Source organism: Isoptericola sp. S6320L (assembly GCF_023015685.1).
GTDB classification, from domain to species: Bacteria; Actinomycetota; Actinomycetes; order Actinomycetales; family Cellulomonadaceae; genus Isoptericola; species Isoptericola halotolerans_A.
This window is the reverse complement of record NZ_JALKAT010000016.1, coordinates 1-23442: the sequence shown is the minus strand read 5'-3', so window position 1 is coordinate 23442 and position 23442 is coordinate 1. Positions and strand designations below refer to the sequence as shown.

Below are 23442 nucleotides of genomic sequence, written 5' to 3'. Positions count from 1 at the left end.
ATGGCGGATGTGACTTCCACGCTCGAACCCGTCAGCACGACGACGCCGCAGCCCACCTCCGCGACCGGGGCTCCGTCGTCGGGCACGCGCGTGCTGCCGCCGCTGCAGATCGGGCCGATCACCGTCGGCACGCCGGTGGTGCTCGCGCCGATGGCCGGCGTCACCAACCGTGCCTTCCGCACGCTGTGCCGCGAGGCCGGGCGCTCCACGGGCTTCGACCCGGGCCTGTACGTCGCCGAGATGGTCACGAGCCGCGCGCTCGTCGAGCGCAACACCGAGGCGCTGCGCATCGTGACCTTCGGCGAGGACGAGACCCCCCGCTCGGCGCAGGTCTACGGGGTCGACCCCGCGACCGTCGGCGCCGCGGTGAAGATCATCGCCGGCGAGGACCGCGCGGACCACGTCGACCTCAACTTCGGCTGCCCGGTGCCCAAGGTCACCCGCAAGGGCGGCGGGTCCGCGCTGCCCTGGAAGAAGCAGCTCTTCACCGACATCGTCCGCGCCGCCGTCGACGCCGCCGAACCGTACGGCGTCCCGGTGACGGTCAAGATGCGCAAGGGGATCGACGACGACCACCTGACGTACCTGGACGCCGGCCGGACGGCCGAGTCCCTCGGGGTGGCCGCCGTCGCGCTGCACGCCCGCACGGCCGCCGAGCACTACTCCGGCACGGCCGACTGGTCGGCCATCGCCCGCCTCAAGGAGGCCGTGACCACGGTCCCCGTGCTCGGCAACGGCGACATCTGGGCCGCCGAGGACGCGCTGCGGATGGTCCGCGAGACCGGGGCCGACGGCGTGGTGGTCGGCCGGGGCTGCCAGGGCCGTCCGTGGCTGTTCGCCGACCTCGCCGCCGCCTTCAACGGGTCCGACCAGCGCGTGCGCCCCGGTCTGCGCGAGGTCGCCGAGACGATCTACCGCCACGGCGAGCTGATGATCGACTACTACGACGGTGACGAGTCCAAGGGCATGCGCGACCTGCGCAAGCACATGGCCTGGTACCTCAAGGGCTACGCCGTCGGTGGCGAGACACGTCGCGCGCTGGCGATGGTCTCCTCGCTCGAGGAGCTGCGGGCGCACCTCGACGCGCTCGACCTCACGATCGGATACCCGGGGGCCGACGCCGAGGGGCCGCGCGGTCGCGCCGGCTCGCCCAAGAAGCCGCACCTGCCGTACGGCTGGCTGGACTCGCGGGAGCTCGACGCCGAGTTCGAGGCGAAGCTGCGCGAGGCCGAGCTGAGCGTCTCCGGCGGCTGAAGCCCCCGCGAGGTAGTGGCCCGCCCGCCGAGGTAGTGGCGCACCACTACCTCGGCGGACGGGCCACTACCTCGCGCGGCGGGCCACTACCTCGCCGGGCGAAGCGTCAGGCGCGCAGCCAGACCGTCGTGTCGGCCGGGATCGCGCCGTCGTCCAGGTCGCCGGACGCCAGGAGCACCTCGGTGCCCGGCAGCGGGACCGGGGTCGAGCCCAGGTTGGCGACGACGGCGACGCCGCGGTTGACGAACGCCACGACGTCCGGGGCATCGGACCAGGCCTCGAGCCAGGTCAGCCCGCCGTGACCGAGACCCTCGGTGCTGCGCGTCGCCAGCGCCGCTCGGTACAGCTCGAACGTGGAGCCGTCCACGCCGTACTGGACGTCGGCGGCGTAGCGCTCGTAGGACTCCGGCTGGGGCAGCCACGTCTTGCCGGTCGGCCCGAACCCGTACCCCGGGGCGTCGGCCTCCCACGGCAGCGGCACGCGGCAGCCGTCACGGCCGGCCTCGGCGCCTCCCGTGCGGAAGTGTCCGGGATCCTGCCGCACCTCGTTCGGCAGGGTCGTGTGCTCGGGCAGCCCGAGCTCCTCGCCCTGGTAGAGGTACGCCGAGCCCGGCATGCCGAGCATGAGCAGCGAGGCGGCGCGTGCACGGCGCAGGCCCAGCGCCTCGTCGGGCTGCGGGTCGGTCGCGAAGACGCCGTTGGGCCGCACGCCCACCTCCGGGAGCCCGAGGCGGGTGGCGTGGCGCACCACGTCGTGGTTCGACAGCACCCACGTGGTGGGCGCGCCCACCTCGTCGTTGGCGCGGTACGACGCCGCGATCACCCGGCGCAGCGCGGCGGCGTCCCACGCCGTGGTCAGGAAGGAGAAGTTGAACGCCTGGTGCATCTCGTCCGGACGCACGTAGCGGGCGAGGCGGGAGAGTGGCTCCACCCAGGCCTCGGCCACGAGGCAGCGGTCGCCGTCGTACTCGGCCAGCACGCGGTGCCAGGACCGGTAGATCTCGTGGACACCGTCCTGGTCGAACATCGGGCCCTGGTTGCCGGCGCCGGTGGAGCCGTCCTCGGGTGCGCCGGGGTCGACCGGCTGGTCGTCCTCGGTGGCGCTGCCCTCGACCATGGAGACGTGGCCGTGCCAGTCCGGCAGGCCGTCGGCCTTGACCATGCCGTGGGCGACGTCGATGCGGAAGCCGTCCACGCCCTTGTCGAGCCAGAACCTCAGCACATCCTCGAACTCGGCACGGACCTCGGGGTGGTTCCAGTCGAGGTCGGGCTGGGACGCGTCGAACAGGTGCAGGTACCACTGGCCGTCGTCGACCCGCGTCCAGGCGGCGCCGCCGAAGATCGACTGCCAGTTGTTGGGCGGCTCGGTGCCGTCCGGCCCGCGGCCGTCACGGAACATGTAGCGTTCGCGCGCCGCCGAGCCGGGACCGGCGGCCAGCGCCTCCTGGAACCAGGCGTGCTGGTCCGAGGTGTGGTTCGGGACGAGGTCCACGATGACCCGCATGCCGCGGTCGTGGGCGCCGGCGAGCATCGCGTCGAAGTCGGCGAGGGTGCCGAACAGCGGGTCGACGTCGCGGTAGTCGGCGACGTCGTACCCGGCGTCCTTCTGCGGCGACCGGTAGAACGGCGAGAGCCACACGGCGTCGACGCCGAGGGTCTTCAGGTGGTCGAGCCGGGACGTGATCCCGGGGATGTCACCGATGCCGTCGCCGTCGCCGTCGGCGAACGAGCGCGGGTAGACCTGGTAGATCACGGCGTCGCGCCACCACTCGCCGGCGGCGTCGGAACCGACGTGCACGGTGCCGTCGGCGGCGAGCGGCGCAGGTGTCGGAGTGGTCGGCTCGGTGGTGGCCATGGGGGTCCTCGAGGAGTCGGCGGTAGGTACGGCGGTCGAGTGTATGCCTTGCTGCAAGGTTTTCAACGCTGGCCGGGAGCACGCCCGGGCGTGTCGCGCTCGCAGACCAGCCTGCGTGGTGGCTGCGAGGGCCGCAAACTCAGTCGCGCGGGGCGACGCCCGTGGAGCCGCGCACCACCAGCTCGGGGGCGAACAGCAGCTCGGTGCGCGGCGCCAGGTCCCCGCCGATCTCGGTGAGCAGGGCGCTCACCGCGGCGTGCGCCATCGCCTCGACCGGCTGACGCACGGTCGTCAGCGGGGGGTCGGTGAAGGCGATCAGGGGGGCGTCGTCGTACCCGACGACCGACACGTCCTGCGGGACGCGCAGGCCGCGGGACCGGGCGGCCCGGACGACGCCCAGCGCCATCAGGTCCGAGCCGCACACGACGGCGGTGTGGTCGGAGGCGAAGAGCTCGGCGGCCGCGGCCTGGCCGCCTTCCAGGGTGTAGAGCGTGCTGGTGACGTGCCGGCGCGCCTCGGTCTCGTCGTCGGCCAGCCCGTGCCGCACGAGCGCGGCCGTGAACGCTGCGACCTTGCGCTGGGCGGGCACGTACCGCTCGGGTCCGATCGCCAGGCCGATCCGGCGGTGGCCGAGCGAGACCAGGTGCTGGACCGCGACGTCGATGCTGGCGGCGTCGTCGGGCGAGACGAACGGGGCGTCGATCCCCGGTGCGTAGCCGTTGACGAGCACGATGGGGATGCCCTGGCCGCGCAGCAGCTCGTAGCGGGTGTGGTCCGCCCGGGTGTCGGCGTGCAGGCCGGAGATGAAGACGATGCCGTCGACCGAGTGGTCCACGAGCGTGGAGACGTACTCGTCCTCCGTGGTGCCGCCGGGGGCCTGGGTGCAGAGCAGCGGCGTGTACCCGCGTTGTGCCAGGATCGACTCGACGGCCTGGGCGAACGCGGGGAAGACGGGGTTGGTGAGCTCGGGCACGACGAGGCCGACGAGGCCGGCCGAGCGACCGCGCAGGGCGGTGGGCCGCTCGTAGCCGAGCACGTCGAGGGCGGCCAGGACCGCCTGCCGGGTCGAGCTGGCGACTCCCGGCTTGCCGTTGAGCACGCGCGAAACCGTTGCCGTGGAGACGCCGGCCTGCTCGGCCAGGTCGCTCAGTCGGGTTCGCACGCCGCCGATCGTAAGTGACAACGGACCTCCTCGTCCTTCGACGACCATCGTGTGGACGCCAGTTCGTACGTTGTGTTGCAGGAACGTTATTGCAAGATCTTGCAAAAGGCGACTGAACCTCCTAGATTCTCCGCCAGCAGGGCCCACCGGCATGCAAGCCGTCGGGCCATCCTTCTGATGCTGGGAGTACCACGATGCGACGGAGCATCCTTCTTGCCTCCGCCCTGGTCACCACCCTCGCCCTGTCGGCGTGCGGCGGGACCGACGACACCGGCGAGGCGCCCGAGGGCACCACCGAGGAGTCGGCCGCCGAGGAGTCCGCCGCAGCCGGCGGTGCCCTGACGGTCTGGGTCGACGAGACGCGCCAGGCAGCGGTCGAGGCCGCCGCCGAGGACTTCGAGGCCGAGACGGGCGCCGAGGTCGAGCTCGTCCTGAAGCCCTTCGAGGACATCCGCGCCGACTTCGTGGCGCAGGTCCCCACGGGCGAGGGCCCCGACGTCACCGTCGGCGCCCACGACTGGCTCGGCGAGCTCATCACCAACGGCGTCGTCGCACCCGTCGAGCTCGGCGACAAGGCCGCCGAGTTCGAGGAGGTCGCCGTCCAGGCGTTCACCGCGGACGAGCAGGTCTACGGCCTGCCCTACGCGATCGAGAACATCGCCCTGATCCGCAACACCGAGCTGGCCGACTCCGCCCCGGCCACGTGGGACGACGCGATCGCCGCCGGGGAGAAGGCCGGGACGAAGTTCCCGTTCCTCATCCAGTCGGACGGTGAGAACGGTGACCCGTACACCTACTACCCGTTCCAGACGTCGTTCGGCGCCCCGGTGTTCGAGCAGAACGCCGACGGGTCGTACTCGCCCGAGCTCGCCATGGGTGGCGACGCCGGCGAGGCCTACGCCCAGTGGCTCGCCGACCAGGGCGAGGCCGGCAACCTGACCATCGACACCTCCTACGACATCGCGGTCGAGGCGTTCGCCAACGGCGAGTCGCCCTTCATCGTGGGCGGGCCGTGGATGCTCGAGCAGTTCGCCGACCTCGACCTGGCGATCGACCCCGTCCCGGCCCCCGGTGACGAGGCCGCCCAGCCGTTCGTGGGCGTGCAGGGCTTCTACGTCAGCTCCCAGAGCGAGAACACGCTGCTCGCCAACGACTTCCTGGTCAACTACCTGTCCACCGAGGAGGCCCAGACGGCGCTCTTCGAGGCGGGTGGCCGCCCGCCGGCCCTGACCGCTGCCGCCGACGCCGCGTCGTCCGACCCGATCGTCGCGGGCTTCCGCGAGGTCGGTGCCGAGGCCGTGCCGATGCCCTCCATCCCCGAGATGGGCTCGGTCTGGGCCTTCTGGGGTGTCACCGAGGCCAGCATCATCTCCGGCAAGGCCGAGCCGGCCGAGGCCTGGGACAAGATGATCTCGGACATCGAGGGAGCCCTCGGCTCCTGACGTACCAGCATCCGACGGGCCGTGGCACCGCGCCACGGCCCGTCGTGCGACCTCGGAAGGCACAGCGATGACCGATCTGCAGCACCCGGGCGCCACGAGCGCCACCGTCGACCGCCCGGACCCGGGCGCCGACGCCGCGACCCCCCCGAAGGCTCCGAGGGAGCGTCGGGTCCGTCCCGACGAGTCCCCGGCCGGCCGCTACGGCCCCGGCTTCCTCGTCAAGCTGGCCCTCATGGCGGTCGTGGACGCCTTCGGCGCCTACGTCGTCTGGTCGGCGTGGGTCGCCGAGTCGTGGGTCGTGCTCGGCGCGATGGTCGCCATGCTCGCGGTGGCCAACTGGGTGTACTTCTCCCGGCGCACCGTGCCGCTGAAGTACGTGCTGCCCGGCCTGATCTTCCTGTTCACCTTCCAGATCTTCACCATCGCGTACACCGGGTGGGTGGCCTTCACGAACTACGGCGACGGCCACAACTCGACCAAGGACGACGCGATCAGCGCGCTGCTGACGCAGAACGAGCGCCGCGTCGAGGGTTCGCCCAGCCTGCCCCTGACGGTCGTCACCGACGGCGACGCCCTCGGTTTCGCCGTCGTCCGGCCCGACGGCACGACGGCGGTGGGCGACGCCGACGACGCGCTCGCCCCCGTCGAGGCGACCGTCACCGAGGGGCGCATCGCCGCCGTCGACGGCTGGGAGGTCCTGGACCGCCAGGAGATCCTCGAGCGGCAGGGCGAGGTCACCAACCTGCGGGTACCCCTCTCCGACGACCCGAACGACGGGTCGGTCCGGACGCAGGACGCCCGCACGGGGTATGTGTTCACCCCGACGCTCGTCTACGACGAGGCCGCCGACACGATGACGGACACCACGACGGGGACCGTCTACACGCCCAACGACGAGGGACAGTTCGAGGCCGCCGACGGCTCCACGCTCCAGGTGGGCTGGCGCGTGTTCGTCGGGTTCGACAACTTCACGACGGCGTTCAGCGACTCCCGGTACGCCGGCCCGTTCTTCCAGGTCGTCGTGTGGACGTTCGTGTTCGCCTTCCTGTCCGTGGCCACCACGTTCCTGCTCGGCATGTTCCTGGCGACGGTGTTCAATGCCCCGCACCTGCGCGGGCGCAAGATCTACCGCACGCTGCTGATCCTGCCGTACGCCATCCCGGGCTTCGTGGCGCCGCTGCTGTGGTCCGGCCTGCTCAACCGCAGCTTCGGGTTCGTCAACCAGGTGCTCCTGGGCGGTGCCGCGATCCCGTGGCTCACCGACCCGTGGCTGGCGAAGTTCTCGATCATCGCGGTCAACCTGTGGCTCGGGTTCCCCTACATGTTCCTCATCTGCACCGGCGCGCTGCAGTCGCTGCCCACGGACGTGCTGGAGGCCGCGAAGATCGACGGTGCCGGGCGCCTGCGCACCTGGCGGTCGGTGACGATGCCGCTGCTGCTGGTCTCGACCACGCCGCTGCTCATCTCGAGCTTCGCGTTCAACTTCAACAACTTCGCGCTGATCTACATGCTCACCGGGGGAGGTCCGAGGTTCGCCGACGCCTCCGTCCCGCTGGGCCACACCGACATCCTCATCACGATGGTCTACTCGGTGGCCGGGCTCGACGGCTCCGCACCGAAGAACTTCGGTCTCGCCAGCGCGCTGTCCATCGTCATCTTCGTGATCATCGCGACGATCTCGGCCATCGCCTTCAAGCGGACCCGCTCGCTCGAGGAGATCAACTGACATGACCGCCACCACGCTCTCCGAGGGCCGCGCGGCCGATCGCCGCGCACCCGCGCCCGCCCGCCGTCGCAGCGCGGGCCGCTGGTTCACCGACACCGGCTGGCGGCACGTCGTCGGCGTCGTGTTCATCGTCTACGCCGTCTTCCCGATCGTCTACGTCCTCTCGGCGTCGCTGTCCGCGGGCGGCACGCTGACCGGCTCGAACCAGCTCTTCGACACGATCTCCGGGACGAACTACGCCGCCCTGGCCGACACGGCGTTCTGGTCGTGGTTCGCCAACTCGGTGCAGGTCGCCGTGGTGACGGCGATCGGCACCGTGCTGATGGGTGCCGCCGCGGCGTACGCGTTCAGCCGGTTCCGGTTCCAGGGCCGCCGGGCGGGACTGACGACGCTGCTCATCGTGCAGATGTTCCCGCAGATGCTCGCCTTCGTGGCGATCTTCCTGCTGCTGATCAGCCTGGGCGAGGTGGTGCCTGCCCTCGGCCTCAACTCGAAGGTGGCGCTGGTCTGCGTGTACCTGGGCGGGGCGCTGGGCGTGAACACGTTCCTGATGTACGGGTTCTTCAACACCATCCCGCGCGAGCTGGACGAGGCCGCGAAGATCGACGGCGCCACGCACGCCCAGACCTACTGGACCATCATCCTGCGCCTGGTCACCCCGATCCTGGCCGTCGTGGCACTGCTGTCGATCATCGCCACCTTCGGCGAGTTCGTCATCGCGCGCGTGCTGCTGCAGTCCGAGTCGAACTGGACCCTCGCCGTCGGTCTCTACTCGTGGGTGTCCAGCCTGCTCGAGGCCAACTGGGGACTCTTCGCCGCGGGCGCGGTGATCTCGACGATCCCGATCCTCGCGCTGTTCATGTTCCTGCAGAAGTACATCGTCGGCGGGCTGACCGCCGGGTCGGTGAAGGGCTGACGAACATCGGGCCGGGCTATGGCGTGGGTCACACCCCGGCCCTAGCCTGAGCACATGACGGATGACACGCGCAGCTTCACCCCGGATCTCGGGCGGCTCACCGACGCCGCCGACGACTCGTTCTCCGTGCGCCGCGCGTACGGGGAGCCCTACGAGCACCAAGGCCACCTCATCATCCCGGTCGCGAAGGTCTGGGGCGGGATCGGCACCGGTTCCGGGGGCGGGGCCGGCACGGGCGCCGGTCACGGCTCCGGGCAGGGGACCGGCACGGGCAAGGGCTCGGGCCACCTCGCCGGATGGTCCCGCTCCTTCCAGCGTGGCACCCGCCCCGAGAGCTCCGGTGCGGGGGACGACGGCGACGGTTCCGACGCCGGCGACGCCTCGGGTGACGCCCAGGGCGAGATCCGTGGCGAGACCCACGGCGAGGGCTCGGGCGAGGGCGGTGGCGGTGGCGGCGGTTACGGTCTCCAGGTCAAGCCGCTCGGCGTCTACGTCGTCTCGGCGGAGGGAGCCCGCTGGCAGCCCGTGCTCGACCTGAACAAGGCGATCCTCGGCGGACAGGCCGTCGGGATCGCGATCGCGCTCGCCGCCGGGTGGGCGATCGGCCGCCGCCGCCGCTGAGCGTCGCGGTCGAACGGCTCGGTCGGCGGCGCGGCTCCCGACCGAGAGGATGGCATGACCCACGCTTCCCACCTGCTCGACCTGCCGCACCACGACGGGTCGGCCCTGCACGTGCCCGAGGGCACCCCCGCCGTCGGCGACACCGTGCCCGTCCGGCTCCGGGTGCCCCAGGCATCGGGGGTGCGGGACGTCTGGCTGCGGTCCGTGCGCGACGGCGAGCCTCGCCTCACGCCCGCGCGGCACGACGGCGGCACGGCGGGCGAGGACTACTACGTCGCCGACGTCGTGGTGCACAACCCCGTCACGCCCTACCGGTTCCTCCTCGACGCCCCGGGCGGCTACCGCTGGCTGGACGGTCGTGGCGTGCACGACCGCGACGTCCCGGACGCCGGGAGCTTCCGCCTCACGACGCACGCCCCGGCGCCGGCCTGGCTGGCGGACGGCCCGGTCTACCAGATCTTCCCCGACCGGTTCGCCCGCTCGGGCGAGGCGACGTCCCGTCCGGTGCCGGACTGGGCCGTCCCGGCCGCCTGGGACGACGAGCCCGCGGGCGACGGGGTGCTGGCCGGCACCCAGCTCTACGGCGGCGACCTCGACGGCATCGTGGCGCACCTCGACCACCTGGCGGACCTCGGGGTCGGCACCGTCTACCTCACTCCGGTGTTCCCCGGCCGGTCCAACCACCGTTACGACGCCTCGACGTTCGACCGCGTGGACCCGCTGCTCGGTGGGGACGCGGCCTACGCCCGGCTCGCGCGTGCGGTCCACGCCCGGGGGATGCGGTTGATGGGGGACATCACCACCAACCACACCGGCGAGGGTCACGAGTGGTTCGCCCGGGCGCTCGCCGACCCCTCCGCCCCGGAGCACGAGATGTACGTGTGGGCGCCGCCGGGCGGGCCGGACGTGGCGACGGCGCCGGACGGGACGGGGTACGCCGCCTGGCTCGGGTTCGGGTCCCTGCCCAAGCTCGACTGGTCCGCGCCGGAGACCTGGCGGCGCATGGTGACGGGCGACGGCGCGCCGATCACCCGGTACCTGCGCGAGCCGTTCGGGCTCGACGGGTGGCGTGTCGACGTGGCCAACATGACCGGCCGGTGGGGGAGCGCGGACCGGGCGCACGCCGTCGCGCGCGAGCTGCGTGCCGCCGTCGTCGGTGCACGCCCGGACGGCGCGCTCGTGGCGGAGCACTTCCACGACGCGACCGCGGACCTCCAGGGCGACGGCTGGCACGCCAACATGAACTACACCGGCTTCACCCGCCCGGCCTGGTCGTGGCTGGCGGTGGACGGGTCGCCGGCCGGCGCCCACGGGCTCCCCGTCGGTGCCGTGCGCCGGCCCGGCCACGCGATGGTGGCCACGATGCGCGAGTTCGACTCGGCGGTGCCGTGGACCGTGACCGCTCGGCAGTGGAACCTGCTCGGCTCGCACGACACGCCGCGGCTGCGCACCGTCGTCGGCTCCGCGGAGGCGGCCGAGGTGGCCGCGACGCTGCTGTTCACCTACCCGGGCACCCCGGTGGTGTTCGCCGGCGACGAGGTCGGCGCCACCGGCGACAACGGCGAGCACGCGCGGACCACCATGGCCTGGGACCAGGGCGCTCGCGGCGGCGGGCCGCGCTGGGACACGGCCACGCTGGACGTCTACCGGCGGCTGTCCGCCGTGCGGCGGGGCTCGTCCGCCCTGCGGGACGGCGGCATGCGGTGGGCCGTGGTGGCCGACGACGCGGTGGTGTTCCTGCGCGAGTCGACCACCGAGCGCGTGCTCGTCGTCCTGGCGCGCGGTCCGTGGGAGGGCGCCGTGCTGCCGCACCACCTCCTGGCGCCGGGCGCGTCTCCCGAGCGGCTGTACGGCGGCCTCGGCCTGCGTGTCACCACCGACGGCATCGTCGTGCCCGGCGACGGGCCCGGGGTCGCCGTCCACCGGCTCGCCTGATCCGGCCGGACCTGATGCACTCGACCTGAAGCACCCGAGCAGCACCACCGGACGGAGGAACCGATGAACGACGTCGCCGTGCTCCAGGACCTGTACTCCCGGATCGGCCCGACGGTCCGTCGGGGCGTCGAGGGGCTCTCCGACGACGCCCTGACGACGCGCCTCGACCCCGGGGCGAACTCGATCGCCTGGCTCGCCTGGCACCTGGCCCGCGGCCAGGACCTCCAGGTGGCGGCCGCCGTGGGCCGCGGGCAGGTGTGGACCGCGGCGGGTTGGGACGACCGGTTCGGGCTCCCCTTCGCCGCGGACGACTCCGGCTACGGGCACACGCCCGACGACGTCGCGCAGGTCCGGGTGCCGGCGGCGCTGCTGCTGGGCTACGTCGACGACGTGCAGAACGAGTCCCTCGACGTGCTCACGGACCTGAGCGACGCGGACCTGGACACGGTGGTCGACCGGGCGTGGGACCCGCCGGTGACGCTCGGCGCCCGGCTGGTCAGCGTCGCGGTCGACTCCCTGGAGCACGCCGCGCAGATCGCCTACGTGCGCGGCGTGCTCGAGCGCGGCGACCGGACGTAGCCGGCTCGGTCTGTGGCAGCATCGGGGCGTGGCCACCGAGCAGATCGCGATCATCTCCGACGTCCACGGCAACCTCACCGCGCTCGAGGCGGTCCTGGCGGACATCGCGGCGCGGGGGATCGAGCGCATCGTCAACCTCGGGGACGACGCCGGCAAGGGTCCGCGCGGCAGCGCCGTCGTCGACCGGCTCGCCGCGGTGTGCGAGGCCGACGTCCGCGGCAACTGGGACGACTTCCTGCCGCAGACCGCCGACGACGGAGCGCCCGAGATGGTGTGGTGGCGCGACGAGCTGCGCCCCGCGCAGCGCGAACGGATCGCCGCCAAGCCCCTGTGCCACGACCTGCTGCTCTCCGGGCGCCGCATCCGGTTGTTCCACGCCTCGGCGACCAGCGTCCACGTCCGGGTGCACGTGGACCACACGCGGGAGGAGTTCGACGGCATGTTCGCCGCCACCGAGCTCACCGGGCCGGGGCCGGAGCCCGTCATGGTCGGCTACGGCGACGTGCACGCGGCCTACCAGCGGACCCGGCGCGGGCGCACGCTGTTCAACACCGGCAGCGTCGGCAACCCGCTCGACGAGCCCACGCCGGCGTACGCGATCCTCGAGGGCGACCCCGACGCCGACGGCCCCGCACCGTTCGGGCTGCAGCACGTCCGCGTGCCCTACGACGTCGACGCGGAGCTGGCCGTCGCACGCGACGTGGGCATGCCGCAGTACGACGCCTGGGAGCGGGAGCTGCGCACCGGCGTCTACCGCCAGCTGGCGCTCTGAGGTCCGTCGGTCCCGCTCGGTAGGCTGACCTGCGTGCAGACGTTCTCGCAGGACGCGTTCGACCCGACCGTCGTCGGGACCGAGCCCCGCCCGGCCCCGGGCGAGGAGGGCACGGCGTCGTACACCGACGCCGACACCGAGCGGTGGGCGGCCGAGCCGGCCAAGTCCAAGCACCGCACACCCTTCGAGCGGGACCGGGCGCGGGTGGTGCACTCCTCGGGGCTGCGCCGCCTCGGCGCCAAGACCCAGGTGCTCACCCCCGGCAGCGACGACTTCGTGCGCACCCGGCTGACCCACTCCCTGGAGGTCGCCCAGGTGGGACGCGAGATGGGTCGCGCGCTGGGCTGCGACCCGGACCTCGTGGACACCGCCTGCCTGACGCACGACCTCGGCCACCCGCCGTTCGGCCACAACGGCGAGCGGGCGCTCGCGGACATCGCGGCCGGCATCGGCGGGTTCGAGGGCAACGCGCAGACGCTGCGCCTGCTGACGCGGCTCGAGCCCAAGATCATCGCGGACGACGGCGCCCCGCGCGGCCTGAACCTGACCCGCGCCTCGCTGGACGCCAGCGTCAAGTACCCGTGGCGGCTCGGCGAGGGGCCGCCGCGCCCCGACGGGCGGTCCACCCACAAGTTCGGCGTGTACCCGGACGACGCCCCGGTGTTCGCGTGGCTGCGCCAAGGAGCGCCGCGCGGGGGAGTGCGGTGCATGGAGGCCCAGGTGATGGACCTGGCCGACGACATCAGCTACTCGGTGCACGACGTCGAGGACGCCGTCGTCGGCGGCCGGGTGGACCTGCGCCTGCTCGACGACGAGGCCGAGCGTGCCCGCGTCGTCGAGCACGTGCGCTCCTGGTACGGCGGTTGGCACGACCCCGACGCGCTGGACGCCGCCCTGTGCCGGCTGCGGGACACCGGCTACCTGGTCACCGACTTCGACGGGTCGCGCGGGTCGCTCGCCGCGCTGAAGGACGCCACCAGCCAGCTCATCGGCCGGTTCAGCGGCGCGGCGCAGCGCGCCACGCGTGACGTCTACGGCGACGGCCCGCTCACCCGGTACTCCGCCCGGCTGGTCGTGCCGGACGAGACGGCCGACGAGATCCTCGCCCTCAAGGGCGTCGCCGTCACCTACGTCATGGCGCCGCGCGAGGCCGAGCCCGTCTACGGGGCGCAGCGCGAGATCGTCGCCGACCTCGTCACGGCGCTCGCGGACCGGGCGCCGGTGGCGCTCGAGCCGGCCTTCGCCGCGGACTGGGCCGAGGCGGCCGACGACGACGCCCGGCTGCGCGTCGTCGTCGACCAGGTGGCCTCGCTCACCGACGTCTCCGCGATGCAGCTGCACGCCCGCCTGGTCCGCAAGCCCTGACGGCGGCACGGGGCGCCTCTGTGCACGGCCGCAGGATCATGCTCTGCCGGGCATAGACTCCCTGCGTGGCTGGGCTGATCAAGCGGGAGGACGTCGAGGCGGTACGTGAGCGCGCACCGATCGAGGAGATCGTCTCGGCGCACGTCACCCTCAAGTCCGCCGGCGTCGGCTCGATGAAGGGCCTGTGCCCCTTCCACGACGAGCGCACGCCGTCGTTCCACGTGCGGCCCGGCGTCGGACGCTGGCACTGCTTCGGGTGCGGCGAGGGCGGTGACGTCATCTCGTTCGTGCAGAAGATCGACGGCATGGGCTTCACCGACGCCGTCGAGCACCTCGCCGACCGGGTCGGCGTCCAGCTGCGCTACGAGGACTCGCGCACGGGAGGTGCCGCCCAGCGCGGCCCCCGGGAGGAGCCCGGTCGCCGGCAGCGGCTGATCGAGGCCCACCGGGTCGCCGCGGAGTTCTACGCCGACCAGCTCTTCGCCCCCGGCGCGCAGGCGGCACGGGCGTTCCTCGCCGAGCGCAGCTTCGGCCGCGCCGACGCCGAGACGTTCGGCCTGGGGTTCGCCCCCACCGGCTGGGACGCGCTGATGCGGCACCTGCAGGGCCGCGGCTTCACCCAGCCGGAGCTGATCGCGTCCGGCCTCGTGAGCCAGGGCCAGCGCGGCGTCTACGACCGGTTCCGCGGCCGGCTCGTCTGGCCGATCCGCGACGTGACCGGCGCGGTCATCGGGTTCGGAGCGCGCAAGCTCTTCGACGAGGACCAGGGCCCGAAGTACCTGAACACCCCGGAGACCAGCCTCTACAAGAAGGCGCACGTGCTGTACGGCATCGACCTGGCCAAGCGCGCGATCGCGCAGTCCAAGCGCGTGGTCATCGTCGAGGGGTACACCGACGTCATGGCGGCCCACCTGTCCGGCGTCGAGGTCGCCGTGGCCACGTGCGGCACCGCGTTCGGCGGCGACCACGCCAAGGTGGTGCGGCGCCTCCTGGGCGACACCACGGCCGGCGGCGGGCTCCAGCTCGCCTCGGGCGCCTCCCTGGGCGGCGAGATCATCTTCACGTTCGACGGCGACGCGGCCGGGCAGAAGGCGGCGATGCGAGCCTTCGGCGAGGACCAGCGCTTCCACGCCCAGACGTTCGTCGCCGTCGAGCCGAGCGGCATGGACCCCTGCGACCTGCGCATGGCCCGCGGTCCCGAGGCGGTCAAGTCCCTCGTGGACGGCCGCGTGCCGCTGTTCGAGTTCGTCATCCGCACCACCCTGGACGGCTTCGACCTGGAGACGGTCGAGGGCCGGGTCGGCGCGCTGCGAGCCGCGGCACCGCTCGTGGCGGGCATCCGCGACCGCTCGATGCAGCTCGGCTACAGCCGGTCGCTGGCGCGCTGGATCGGTCTCGACCCGGACGAGGTCCGCCGCGAGGTGGCCAGCGCCTCCGGACGGCCCGGACCGGCCCGACGGCGGGACGAGCGCGACGTGCGAGGCTCCCGCGACGGGGGGCCGGCGTCGGGCACGGAGCAGGGCCCGGCCGCACCGCTGGTGACCGCGCCGGACCCGCGCGACCCCGTGGCGCGCATCGAGCGGCTGGCCCTCGTGGTCGCGCTGCAGTACCCGCAGCACGTCCCCGGCACGTTCGACGGGCTGGACGAGGACGCGTTCGCCACGCCCGCCTGGCGGGCCGTGCACGCGGCGATCCGGGCGGCCGGCGGTGTCGGGACGGGTCGAGGTCTCGGGGGGAGCCGCTGGGTCGAGACGGTGGTGGAGGAGGCGGGTGACGCCGTCGGCCCGCTCGTCACCGAGCTCTCCGTGGCCCCCGTGCCCGAGGACCGGGAGAACGTCATCGCGGCGTACGTGGCCGACGTCGTGCGCAAGGTCATCGACCTGGGCCTGACCCGCCGCATCGCCGACGCCAAGAGCCGCGTCCAGCGGCTCGACCCCGCCGCGGACGCCGACGCCTACCGGGAGGCCTTCGAGCGGCTCGTCGCGATCGAGAAGGAGCGTCGGGAGCTGCGCGACAGCGCGTGAGACCCGTGCGGTCGCGGCGACCGGGACACGTGGGCACGATGGGCGCACCCGACACCGCCCGACAGAAGGAGCTGCTGATGTCTGCTGCCAAGCACGTGCCCACCTACACGGTGCCGTCGCTGACGGCCGAGGACGGCGCGAAGGTCGCCGAGATCCTTCAGGACCGGCTCAACTCGCTCACGGACCTGCACCTGACCCTCAAGCACGTCCACTGGAACGTGGTGGGGCCCCACTTCATCGCGGTGCACGAGATGCTCGACCCGCAGGTGGACGCGGTGCGCCTCATGACGGACGCCACCGCGGAACGGATCGCGACCCTCGGCGCGGAGCCCCTGGGCACACCGGGAGCCCTCGTCGCGGCACGCAGCTGGGAGGACTACCACCTGGGCCGGGCGACGGCGATCGAGCACCTCGGGGCCCTCGACGAGGTGTACCAGGGCGTCATCACCGCGCACCGGGAGGCTGCGAAGGCGACCGAGGAGCTCGACGACGTCACGAACGACATGCTGATCGGCCACCTGGGCGAGCTCGAGCAGTTCCACTGGTTCGTGCGGGCGCACCTCGAGTCGGCCACCGGCAAGCTGTCGACGGAGGGAGAGACCTCCGAGCTCGGTGCGGCGCGCGCCGCCCGTGAGGCGGGCTGACCTCCCGACGCCCTACGCCGCGCGGGTCGGAGCGGCCGCGTCCGCCGCCGCACCCGCGCGGCGTTCGCGCGCCTGCCGGCGGTCCGTGGGCATGAGGGTGGCCAGGACCACGAGGACCGCGGCGCACACCGCGAGCAGGATGAAGACGACGTGCATCGCGGACATGAGCCCGGGCCCCTCCGGGACGCCGTCGGCCCCCACCGTGGTGCGGGAGTTGACGATCGCGCCGCACACCGCGACGCCGACGGCGGAGCCCAGGGACCGGGCGAACATGTTGGTCCCCGTCACCGCCCCACGCTCGGAGAACGACGCCGACGACTGGGCGGCGATGAGCGTCGGCACGGCGGTGAGCCCCATTCCCACGCCGACGAGGAAGCACACGCCGGCGACGGCGACGACCGCTGTCGAGGCGCCGAGCAGCAGGGCGAGCGCGAGGCCGACGAGCACCAGCGACGAGCCGATCATCGCCGTCAGCCGGAAGCCGATGCGCAGGTAGACGCTGCCCGCGTTGGTGGCGGCCAGCGGCCACCCGACCATCATCGCCGCCAGCGTGAAGCCGGCGACCAGCGGTCCGACGCCGAGCACGCCCTGCGCGTAGATCGGGATGTAGGTGGACAGGGCCAGCACGATGACGCCGACCATCAGCGAGACGGCGGACGGGACGGCGACGACGCGCCGGCGCAGGATGGACAGGTCCACGATGGGGTGCCGCGCGCGGCGGACCCGCAGGACGAACCCGGTCAGCAGACCGGCGGAACCGGCGAAGATCGCCACCGAGGCGGGGGAGTCCCACGGCCACGCGCTGCCGCCCTCGAGCAGGCCGAGGAGCAGGAGGGTGCTGCCGCTCGCCAGCAGTGCCGCACCGAGGTAGTCGATGGGTTCGCGGGCGCCCTCGCGAGGCGACTCGTGGTAGCGACGCACCAGCATCCAGGCGGCGAACGCGCACAACGGGATGTTGACGAAGAAGATCCAGCGCCAGCTCACGAACTCGGAGAACACCCCACCGAGCGTGGGGCCGACGACCGACGAGATCGCCCACACCGACGCGAGGTATCCCTGGGTCTTGGCCCGCTCCTCGAGCGTGTAGATGTCCGACGCGATGGTGAGCGACGCCGGCATGACGGCACCCGCACCGAGCCCCTGGAGGACGCGTCCCACGATGAGCGCGCCCATCGACCAGGCCGCACCACAGAGGACGGAGCCGAGGAAGAACAGCGCGACACCGGCCAGCATCATGCGCTTGCGGCCGAGGACGTCCGCCAGGCGGCCGGACAGCGGCGTCCCGACCGCCTGGGCGAGGAGATAGGTGGAGAAGAGCCACGGGAGCTGCTCGAACCCGCCCAGGTCCCGCGCGATGGTCGCCGACGCGGTGGCGATGATCGTCGCGTCCAGGGCGACCAGCGCCGTGGAGAGCATGAGGGCGAGGAGGATCGGTCCGCGCTCGGAACGCAGTCCGACAGAGGTGTTGGTGGCCACGTCACTGGCAAGTGCCGGACGGCGGTGCCGTATTCCGCGGGGGAGAGGTCGGCGGAGTTGCCTCCACAGCAGAGGCCCTGTCACCCGTTGCGGGTGACAGGGCCTCTCTTCGTGCTCCCGCGACTGGACTTGAACCAGTGACCGTCCGATTAACAGTCGGATGCTCTGCCAGCTGAGCTACGCGGGATCGCGTGGTCCGAGTCGATGATCGTCCTGGTGGACGTTCCTGCCGACCGGCGAACCGGAAAAAACAATACCAGGTTCACAGGGGTAGTCCGCACGCCCCGCGGAGGCTGGACTCGGTGGCGTTCACCACGTCGGCGACGTCCGGACGGGCCAGGTCCACGCCCTCCTCGGCGAGCGCCTGGGAGAACAGCGAGCCGTCGAGGCGACGGCGTACCGCGACCCGCACGCGGCCGCCGGGCACGTCGACCGTCTCGGCCAGCAGCACGGACCACAGGACGCGCTCGTGCAGCACGGCGGGGAGATTCGTCGCGACGGGGTCGGTCAGGCTCAGGTGCAGGTCGGGTTCGGCGTCGACCCACTCGACCGTCAGCACCGACCGCTCCGGGTCGAACGCCGCGCGGTCGACGTCGCACCACGGGCGGCGCAGCGCCAGCCGGGGTGCGGCGTCGTCCGTGAGCACCGCCAGCCCGGCCGTCGTGGCGACGGCATGTCCGCCGTCGGCGAGCTCGGCCGCCGCCAGGTGGCGTTCGCCGCCCGCGAGAGGGACGGCGCGGCGGGCGGCGGGGGTGAGCTGACGGCGGCGCGAGAACATGAGGCCACGCTAGCGCTCGGGCGGGGTCGACCTGCGGCACGATGGACCCATGGCACCGCAACACTCCGGGGACAAGGATGCGCCGGGACTCGTCGAGCACACCGAGTACCACCGCGACGGCAGCGTCCGGGGCACCGGCCAGTTCCTGGACGGCGAGCTCCACGGCTACTGGGAGTGGTTCCGCGTGGACGGGACGCGGATGCGCTCCGGGCACTTCGACCACGGCCGCAAGGTGGGGGAGTGGACCACCTACGACCGCGGCGGCGAGGTCTACAAGGTCACGACGATGAACTCGTAAGGCCGGGCCGGGCCGGGCCCGGCCCGGCCCGGGTGCGTCGTGCGCCGCACGCTCGTATGGTCGGAGCCCCCGACGAAGGAGGTCGCTCATGGGAATCGGCGACAAGGCCAAGCACGCGGCGGAAGAAGCCGCCGGCAAGATCAAGGAAGGCGCCGGCAAGGCGTCGGACGACGAGCAGCTGCAGGCCGAGGGCGAGGCCGACCAGTCCAAGGCCAACCTCAAGCAGGCCGGCGACGACGTCAGGGACGCCTTCAGGAAGTAGTGGCGACCGGAGTGCTCATGACGCGTGTCAGTGGGCACGCGTCGTGAGCGCCTCCGTCGGGAAGCCCGCGACGACGTAGTCCCACACCGCCTTGGCCTCGTCCAGCACGAACTTGGGCTGCTGCTCGAGGACGAGCAGGGAGGGCAGCGTCCACCAGCGGATCGCCTTGGTTCCGGCGGCAGGGTTGGCTGTGTACATGATCCGGTGATAGCCGTCGACGTGCGTCAGCCCGAAGTAGTGCCCGAGCTCGTGGGCGAGGACGTACTCGTAGATGAGATCGGGAACCCGGTCACGGACGGAAACACCCGACGTGAAGCTCCCGGGGAACGGGGTGCCGTCGACGCCGGTGGCGTCGTCGAGGTGTGCGCTCAGCCCGATGAGCGTCCCCTCGTACGCGAAGACCGTCCCGGCGTGCGGCGTCGGCAGGTCCTGACGCGCACCCACCGGGTCGACGCGCTCGTTGACCCGGCCCAGCACGTCGATGTCGTAGTCGTCCTGGCCGGCGGTGAGGACGACGTAGGCCGGGTCGGTGACCTCGCGCTCGTCCACCGTGAAGCGATAGATGAGTCCCAGCTCGCGCGACCGTTCGGCGCAGACGGAGAGCTTGTGCCGCAGGGTGCTCTCGCTCATCGGGTAGATGCGGAAGCTGCGGCCACCGCGATCCCGCAGGTAGGCGTCGACCTGACCCTCGTCGGCCCCGACGACCTGCGGCCGCCCCCGCTTCCAGAAGTCCTCGCTGTCGTACCCGGCGAGCACGCGGACGTCGATGTCCAGCGACGGGTCCTCGTGCCACCGCACCAGCTCCGGCACGCCGCTGTCGGGTCCGATGCGGTCAGAGCGGACGAAGGTCCGCGTGGCGCGGCCCTGGAGGCGCAGCCCGAACGCCCCGTGGTCGACGCCCGTGGCGCGGCGAGCCGCGGCGAGCGCCTCGGGGTCCCGGGCGAACCGGCGGGCCAGCAGTGCGCGGACGTGGTCACGGAGCTGCGACTCCTGGATCTCCTCGCGCACGAAGTCGACGGTGTCCACCAGGAAGACCACCCGCAGCAGCCCGAGGACGGCCACGATCACGCCACCCACGATCGACACCAGGCCGTCCCACACGCGCTCCCAGTCCCAGGTGAAAATCCCCGCGACGACGTCCCACAGGCCGGTCAGGACCGCCACCACCAGGTCGACGACGATGGCGATCACGGTGCACACGGTGCGGGTCACCCACCGCCCCACGGTGACCAGGACCCAGCGGACGACCTTGACCACCACCGTCACCAGCCAGCAGAAGAGCTTGTTCAGGCAGAGGGTCCACCAGTTGCACTCCTCCTCGCGGCACCGTTCCTCCTGCCGCTCCTCCCACTCCTCGATCGGACGGGAGACCTCTTCCTCGATCCACTCGTCGATGTCACGGCAGATCTCTGCCATCGAGCTCACCTCGACCGGTCAGGGCGCCGAGCCGCCGCAGCTCGGAGCGGAGTCGGGCCCGGCTCGCGGCGAGGCCGGCCAGCTTGCCGCCCACGGCGGCGGTGAGCAGGAGCAGGATCGACCCGAGGACGCCGGGTCGGGTGACGTCCGTGGCGACCGGCACCAGCCAGAGCGCGAGGGCCGTCAGGGCCAGCAGGCTCTCGCCCCACCGGCACCCGCAGTCGTTGGTGGTGCGCCGGATCCGGTGCGCGGCCACAGCCGCCTCGTCAGCGGTCAGCGCATGCAGGTGGACCTGGACGTCGTCGACGCGCTGCCGGCCCAACCAGCGGGCGTTCTCCCGCAGCTCGGCGAGGTCGGTGGTGTCGTCGAGGACGAGCACGGAGCGTGCGATGTCCATACCCCGAGGGAGCCTCAGCAGCGCGCTCCTGATACCACGGTGGCGGCGTCGTGCCCCGTGCGGGACTTGAACCCGCGACCGATCGATTATGAGTCGACTGCTCTGACCAGCTGAGCTAACAGGGCGCGGCGCGAGCCTACCGGAACGGGCCCGACCCGCCGGTGCGAGGTGCCGCCGTCGGGCGCCGGCGTGCCCTGGGCCACGGCGTTGACATGGAAGAATGGCGCCCATGGCGATGCGAGAGATCCGGGTGGTGCCCGACCCCGTGCTGCGCACGGCGTGCGACGAGATCACGACGATCGACGACCGGGTCCGTGGGCTCGTCGACGACCTCCTCGAGACCGTCGACGCCGACGGGCGCGCCGGCTTGGCCGCCAACCAGATCGGTGTGAACCTGCGGGCGTTCTCCTGGAACGTGGACGACGAGATCGGTTATGTGCTCAATCCGCGGATCGTCGCCCTGTCGGAGGAGACGCAGGACGGCGACGAAGGCTGCCTGTCGGTGCCCGGCCTGTACTACCCGACCGAGCGCGCCTGGTACGCCCGGGTCGAGGGGATCGACCTGGACGGTGAGCCTGTCGTGGTCGAGGGGACCGAGCTCATGGCCCGCTGCCTGCAGCACGAGTGCGACCACCTCGACGGCAAGCTGTACCTGGACCGTCTCGAGCGCGGCACGCGGAAGAAGGCCATGCGGGAGCTGCGCGAGCGCCTCTGAGGTGCCTCAAATGTCTGGATTCCCCTCGCACCGACGGGGACCGTCCGGCAGACTGTGACCCAGAACGCAATGCGACACGCCGGTGCAACGCGCTGACCAGGAACTTCATGGTGGTCGAGGACGTAGGGGAAGACGGACCTCGAAACCCAGGGAGGACAAGATGGCTGGCGCAATCACTCGTGGCGTGCTGTTCGTGCACTCTGCGCCACGCGCGCTCTGCCCCCACCTCGAGTGGGCGGCAGGCAACGTGCTGGGCGGAGAGGTGTCGCTCGACTGGTCACCCCAGCCGGCGGCGAGGGGGCTCTACCGTGCTGAGTACCCCTGGCAGGGCACTCAGGGGACGGGTGCCCGGCTGGCCTCTGCCCTGCGGGGGTGGGACCACCTCCGCTACGAGGTGACCGAGGACGCCAGCCATGGTGCCGACGGCGCCCGGTGGTCGCACACACCGGACCTCGGCCTGTTCCACGCCATGACGGACGTGCACGGCAACGTCGTCGTACCGGAAGACCGTGTCCGGAACGCGATGGAGTCCATCCACGACCCCCACGCCCTGCGCGCCGCGATGGACCTGGTGCTGGGCAGTGCGTGGGACGACGAGCTCGAGGCCTTCCGCTACGCGGGCGCCGGGGCGCCGGTTCGCTGGTTGCACCGCGTCGGCTGATGGGTTGACCATCCCGCCACACGCACGAAGACCCGGCGCGAGATGTCTCGCGCCGGGTCTTCGTGCGTCGTGCCGAGCGATCAGACCTCGCTGATCACCGACTGCGGACGCCGTCGGGACACCCGCAGCGCGACCGCGCCTGCACCCGTCAGGAGGAAGGCGAGCGCAAGGTACGTCGCGATCTCCGAACCGGTGCGGGGCAGCGTGCCGCCGCCACCGCTCATGGTGGGCGAGCCGCCGGTGGCGGTGCCGTCGTCGCCGCCGTCACCGCCACCGTCACCGCCGCCGACCTGGCCGGTCGTCGTCAGGTAGACCTCGAACGAGGCGACGACCGAGTCGCCGACGTCGACGCTCGTGGCGGTCCCGGTGTGCGGGCCCACCTCGAAGTCGGCCGGGACGACGAAGGTCCAGCTGACGGTGCCGTCGTCGTCGGCGGTCTGAACCGTGAGGTTGAGCGGCTCGGAGTTGATCCGTGCCTGGACCTCCTCGCCGGGCTCGAAGCCCGAGGCGGTGAAGACCTGCTCCTCGCCACGCTGGACCTGGTCCTTCGAGAACTCCGCCGCCAGCTCGCGGTCTGCCCCGTCGCCGGCGCCGTCGGTCTCGATGACGAGGTCGTCCTCCGCCGAGTTCTCGTTCTCGTCGCTGGCCTCCACGACGTAGTCGCCGGCCTCGGCGTCGTCCGGCACCGTGATCGGGGTGGTGAAGTCCCCGTTCTCGTCGGTCTCGACCTCGACCGTGACGACGACGTCGCCGTCCGGATCGACGAGCTCGACCGTCACGGTCGTGTTCGGCGGCCACTGCTCGCCGTCGACCGTCACGTCGTCGCCGGGCCCGGCAGTGTCGGGCTCGACGGTGATGGTCTCCTCGCCGGGCTCCTCACCGCCCAGGCCGCCATCGATGGTCAGGGGTGCGTCTGCTTCCTGACCGGTGGTGTCGTCGATGCCCGCGGCGGTGTAGTCACCTTCGGGGGTGCCGTCGGGGATGGTGACGTCGGTGGTGAAGCTACCGTCGCTGTCGGTGACGACGTCCTCGATGGTTTCGATGACGTTGCCGTCGGTGTCGCGGATCTCGACCGTGGCGGTCGAGTCCGGGGTGTAGCCGGTGCCGTCGACGGTGACGGTGTCACCGGGTGCGGCGGTGTCCG

Annotated in this window: 21 protein-coding genes, 2 tRNA genes and 1 pseudogene; 15 read left to right on the top strand and 9 right to left on the bottom strand. The window is 72.3% G+C overall.

Annotated features, from left to right (window positions below):
- Entirely contained in the window at window positions 1-1254 is a 1254-nt protein-coding gene (gene dusB / locus MWU57_RS10520; RefSeq protein WP_246909126.1) for a tRNA dihydrouridine synthase DusB, read from the top strand.
- Window positions 1255-1360: 106 nt separating this feature from the next.
- Here dusB and MWU57_RS10515 read toward each other — a convergent pair whose 3' ends face one another.
- Entirely contained in the window at window positions 1361-3109 is a 1749-nt protein-coding gene (locus MWU57_RS10515; RefSeq protein ID WP_246909125.1) for a glycoside hydrolase family 13 protein, read from the bottom strand.
- Between the two features lie 139 nt (window positions 3110-3248).
- Window positions 3249-4319: a LacI family DNA-binding transcriptional regulator gene (locus MWU57_RS10510; protein ID WP_246909124.1), complete on the bottom strand. Its 1071-nt coding sequence runs from the start codon at window positions 4317-4319 to the stop codon at window positions 3249-3251.
- A gap of 146 nt (window positions 4320-4465) precedes the next feature.
- On the opposite strand from MWU57_RS10510, the gene MWU57_RS10505 reads away from it, so the two are divergent.
- From MWU57_RS10505 to MWU57_RS10460, 10 genes are all read left to right on the top strand, one after another.
- Window positions 4466-5713 (top strand): extracellular solute-binding protein, encoded by a 1248-nt coding sequence (locus MWU57_RS10505; RefSeq protein ID WP_246909123.1) that lies wholly within the window; start codon window positions 4466-4468, stop codon window positions 5711-5713.
- 67 nt (window positions 5714-5780) lie between these two features.
- Window positions 5781-7439, top strand: a complete 1659-nt coding sequence (locus tag MWU57_RS10500) for an ABC transporter permease subunit (protein WP_246909122.1) — start codon at window positions 5781-5783, stop codon at window positions 7437-7439.
- Between the two features lies 1 nt (window position 7440).
- On the top strand, window positions 7441-8355 hold the full coding sequence (locus MWU57_RS10495; RefSeq protein ID WP_246909121.1) for a sugar ABC transporter permease: 915 nt from the start codon (window positions 7441-7443) through the stop codon (window positions 8353-8355).
- Window positions 8356-8409: 54 nt separating this feature from the next.
- Window positions 8410-8976, top strand: coding sequence for a hypothetical protein (locus MWU57_RS10490; RefSeq protein ID WP_106268360.1), 567 nt, complete (start codon window positions 8410-8412; stop codon window positions 8974-8976).
- A gap of 54 nt (window positions 8977-9030) precedes the next feature.
- Complete coding sequence (locus MWU57_RS10485; protein ID WP_246909119.1) at window positions 9031-10911, top strand: glycoside hydrolase family 13 protein; 1881 nt, start codon at window positions 9031-9033, stop codon at window positions 10909-10911.
- 63 nt (window positions 10912-10974) lie between these two features.
- The gene (locus tag MWU57_RS10480; RefSeq protein ID WP_246909118.1) at window positions 10975-11490 is read left to right on the top strand and encodes a DinB family protein; all 516 of its coding nucleotides are present in this window, start codon (window positions 10975-10977) and stop codon (window positions 11488-11490) included.
- A 28-nt stretch (window positions 11491-11518) separates the two neighbouring features.
- Window positions 11519-12262 (top strand): metallophosphoesterase, encoded by a 744-nt coding sequence (locus MWU57_RS10475; protein ID WP_246909117.1) that lies wholly within the window; start codon window positions 11519-11521, stop codon window positions 12260-12262.
- Between the two features lie 33 nt (window positions 12263-12295).
- Complete coding sequence (locus MWU57_RS10470) at window positions 12296-13627, top strand: deoxyguanosinetriphosphate triphosphohydrolase (RefSeq protein WP_106268352.1); 1332 nt, start codon at window positions 12296-12298, stop codon at window positions 13625-13627.
- Window positions 13628-13692: 65 nt separating this feature from the next.
- The gene (gene dnaG, locus MWU57_RS10465; RefSeq protein ID WP_246909116.1) at window positions 13693-15651 is read left to right on the top strand and encodes a DNA primase; all 1959 of its coding nucleotides are present in this window, start codon (window positions 13693-13695) and stop codon (window positions 15649-15651) included.
- Between the two features lie 77 nt (window positions 15652-15728).
- Window positions 15729-16295 (top strand): Dps family protein, encoded by a 567-nt coding sequence (locus MWU57_RS10460; RefSeq protein WP_246909115.1) that lies wholly within the window; start codon window positions 15729-15731, stop codon window positions 16293-16295.
- Window positions 16296-16307: 12 nt separating this feature from the next.
- Here the strand turns inward: MWU57_RS10460 and MWU57_RS10455 are convergent, their stop codons facing one another.
- The 3 genes from MWU57_RS10455 to MWU57_RS10445 form a co-directional block, all read right to left on the bottom strand.
- Complete coding sequence (locus MWU57_RS10455) at window positions 16308-17711, bottom strand: MDR family MFS transporter (RefSeq protein ID WP_281495567.1); 1404 nt, start codon at window positions 17709-17711, stop codon at window positions 16308-16310.
- Between the two features lie 174 nt (window positions 17712-17885).
- Window positions 17886-17958: transfer RNA gene (locus tag MWU57_RS10450), tRNA-Asn, on the bottom strand.
- A gap of 75 nt (window positions 17959-18033) precedes the next feature.
- Window positions 18034-18549 carry a hypothetical protein gene (locus MWU57_RS10445; RefSeq protein ID WP_246909112.1) on the bottom strand — a complete coding sequence of 172 codons (516 nt, stop codon included), beginning with the start codon at window positions 18547-18549 and terminating at the stop codon, window positions 18034-18036.
- 49 nt (window positions 18550-18598) lie between these two features.
- Between MWU57_RS10445 and MWU57_RS10440 the strand changes: the two genes are divergently transcribed.
- Window positions 18599-18847 (top strand): toxin-antitoxin system YwqK family antitoxin, encoded by a 249-nt coding sequence (locus tag MWU57_RS10440; protein WP_106268344.1) that lies wholly within the window; start codon window positions 18599-18601, stop codon window positions 18845-18847.
- Between the two features lie 88 nt (window positions 18848-18935).
- Window positions 18936-19109 (top strand): CsbD family protein, encoded by a 174-nt coding sequence (locus tag MWU57_RS10435; protein ID WP_106268342.1) that lies wholly within the window; start codon window positions 18936-18938, stop codon window positions 19107-19109.
- A 27-nt stretch (window positions 19110-19136) separates the two neighbouring features.
- On the opposite strand, the gene MWU57_RS10430 is transcribed toward MWU57_RS10435, so the two are convergent.
- From MWU57_RS10430 to MWU57_RS10420, 3 genes are all read right to left on the bottom strand, one after another.
- Window positions 19137-20525, bottom strand: coding sequence for a hypothetical protein (locus MWU57_RS10430; RefSeq protein WP_246909110.1), 1389 nt, complete (start codon window positions 20523-20525; stop codon window positions 19137-19139).
- A complete protein-coding gene (locus MWU57_RS10425) occupies window positions 20506-20922 on the bottom strand; it encodes a hypothetical protein (RefSeq protein WP_246909108.1) in 417 nt (138 codons plus the stop codon). Before MWU57_RS10425 ends, MWU57_RS10430 begins: the two co-directional genes overlap by 20 nt.
- A gap of 51 nt (window positions 20923-20973) precedes the next feature.
- Window positions 20974-21047 (bottom strand) — tRNA-Ile (locus MWU57_RS10420).
- Between the two features lie 104 nt (window positions 21048-21151).
- Here MWU57_RS10420 and def point away from each other — a divergent pair.
- Window positions 21152-21637, top strand: coding sequence for a peptide deformylase (gene def / locus MWU57_RS10415; RefSeq protein ID WP_106268337.1), 486 nt, complete (start codon window positions 21152-21154; stop codon window positions 21635-21637).
- A 160-nt stretch (window positions 21638-21797) separates the two neighbouring features.
- Window positions 21798-22298, top strand: a complete 501-nt coding sequence (locus MWU57_RS10410; RefSeq protein WP_106268335.1) for a DUF3145 domain-containing protein — start codon at window positions 21798-21800, stop codon at window positions 22296-22298.
- A gap of 80 nt (window positions 22299-22378) precedes the next feature.
- Here the strand turns inward: MWU57_RS10410 and MWU57_RS10405 are convergent.
- Window positions 22379-23442: pseudogene (locus MWU57_RS10405) on the bottom strand (hypothetical protein); the annotation flags it as partial.

Excerpts from the sequence above, each read along its gene's own strand:
- dusB (WP_246909126.1), top strand. The coding sequence starts at position 1 with ATGGCGGATGTGACTTCCACGCTCGAACCCGTCAGCACGACGACGCCG.
- MWU57_RS10515 (WP_246909125.1), bottom strand. The coding sequence starts at position 3,109 with ATGGCCACCACCGAGCCGACCACTCCGACACCTGCGCCGCTCGCCGCC.
- MWU57_RS10510 (WP_246909124.1), bottom strand. The coding sequence starts at position 4,319 with ATGGTCGTCGAAGGACGAGGAGGTCCGTTGTCACTTACGATCGGCGGC.
- MWU57_RS10505 (WP_246909123.1), top strand. The coding sequence starts at position 4,466 with ATGCGACGGAGCATCCTTCTTGCCTCCGCCCTGGTCACCACCCTCGCC.
- MWU57_RS10500 (WP_246909122.1), top strand. The coding sequence starts at position 5,781 with ATGACCGATCTGCAGCACCCGGGCGCCACGAGCGCCACCGTCGACCGC.
- MWU57_RS10495 (WP_246909121.1), top strand. The coding sequence starts at position 7,441 with ATGACCGCCACCACGCTCTCCGAGGGCCGCGCGGCCGATCGCCGCGCA.
- MWU57_RS10490 (WP_106268360.1), top strand. The coding sequence starts at position 8,410 with ATGACGGATGACACGCGCAGCTTCACCCCGGATCTCGGGCGGCTCACC.
- MWU57_RS10485 (WP_246909119.1), top strand. The coding sequence starts at position 9,031 with ATGACCCACGCTTCCCACCTGCTCGACCTGCCGCACCACGACGGGTCG.
- MWU57_RS10480 (WP_246909118.1), top strand. The coding sequence starts at position 10,975 with ATGAACGACGTCGCCGTGCTCCAGGACCTGTACTCCCGGATCGGCCCG.
- MWU57_RS10460 (WP_246909115.1), top strand. The coding sequence starts at position 15,729 with ATGTCTGCTGCCAAGCACGTGCCCACCTACACGGTGCCGTCGCTGACG.
- MWU57_RS10455 (WP_281495567.1), bottom strand. The coding sequence starts at position 17,711 with ATGCTCTCCACGGCGCTGGTCGCCCTGGACGCGACGATCATCGCCACC.
- MWU57_RS10445 (WP_246909112.1), bottom strand. The coding sequence starts at position 18,549 with ATGTTCTCGCGCCGCCGTCAGCTCACCCCCGCCGCCCGCCGCGCCGTC.
- MWU57_RS10440 (WP_106268344.1), top strand. The coding sequence starts at position 18,599 with ATGGCACCGCAACACTCCGGGGACAAGGATGCGCCGGGACTCGTCGAG.
- MWU57_RS10435 (WP_106268342.1), top strand. The coding sequence starts at position 18,936 with ATGGGAATCGGCGACAAGGCCAAGCACGCGGCGGAAGAAGCCGCCGGC.
- MWU57_RS10430 (WP_246909110.1), bottom strand. The coding sequence starts at position 20,525 with ATGGCAGAGATCTGCCGTGACATCGACGAGTGGATCGAGGAAGAGGTC.
- MWU57_RS10425 (WP_246909108.1), bottom strand. The coding sequence starts at position 20,922 with ATGGACATCGCACGCTCCGTGCTCGTCCTCGACGACACCACCGACCTC.
- def (WP_106268337.1), top strand. The coding sequence starts at position 21,152 with ATGGCGATGCGAGAGATCCGGGTGGTGCCCGACCCCGTGCTGCGCACG.
- MWU57_RS10410 (WP_106268335.1), top strand. The coding sequence starts at position 21,798 with ATGGCTGGCGCAATCACTCGTGGCGTGCTGTTCGTGCACTCTGCGCCA.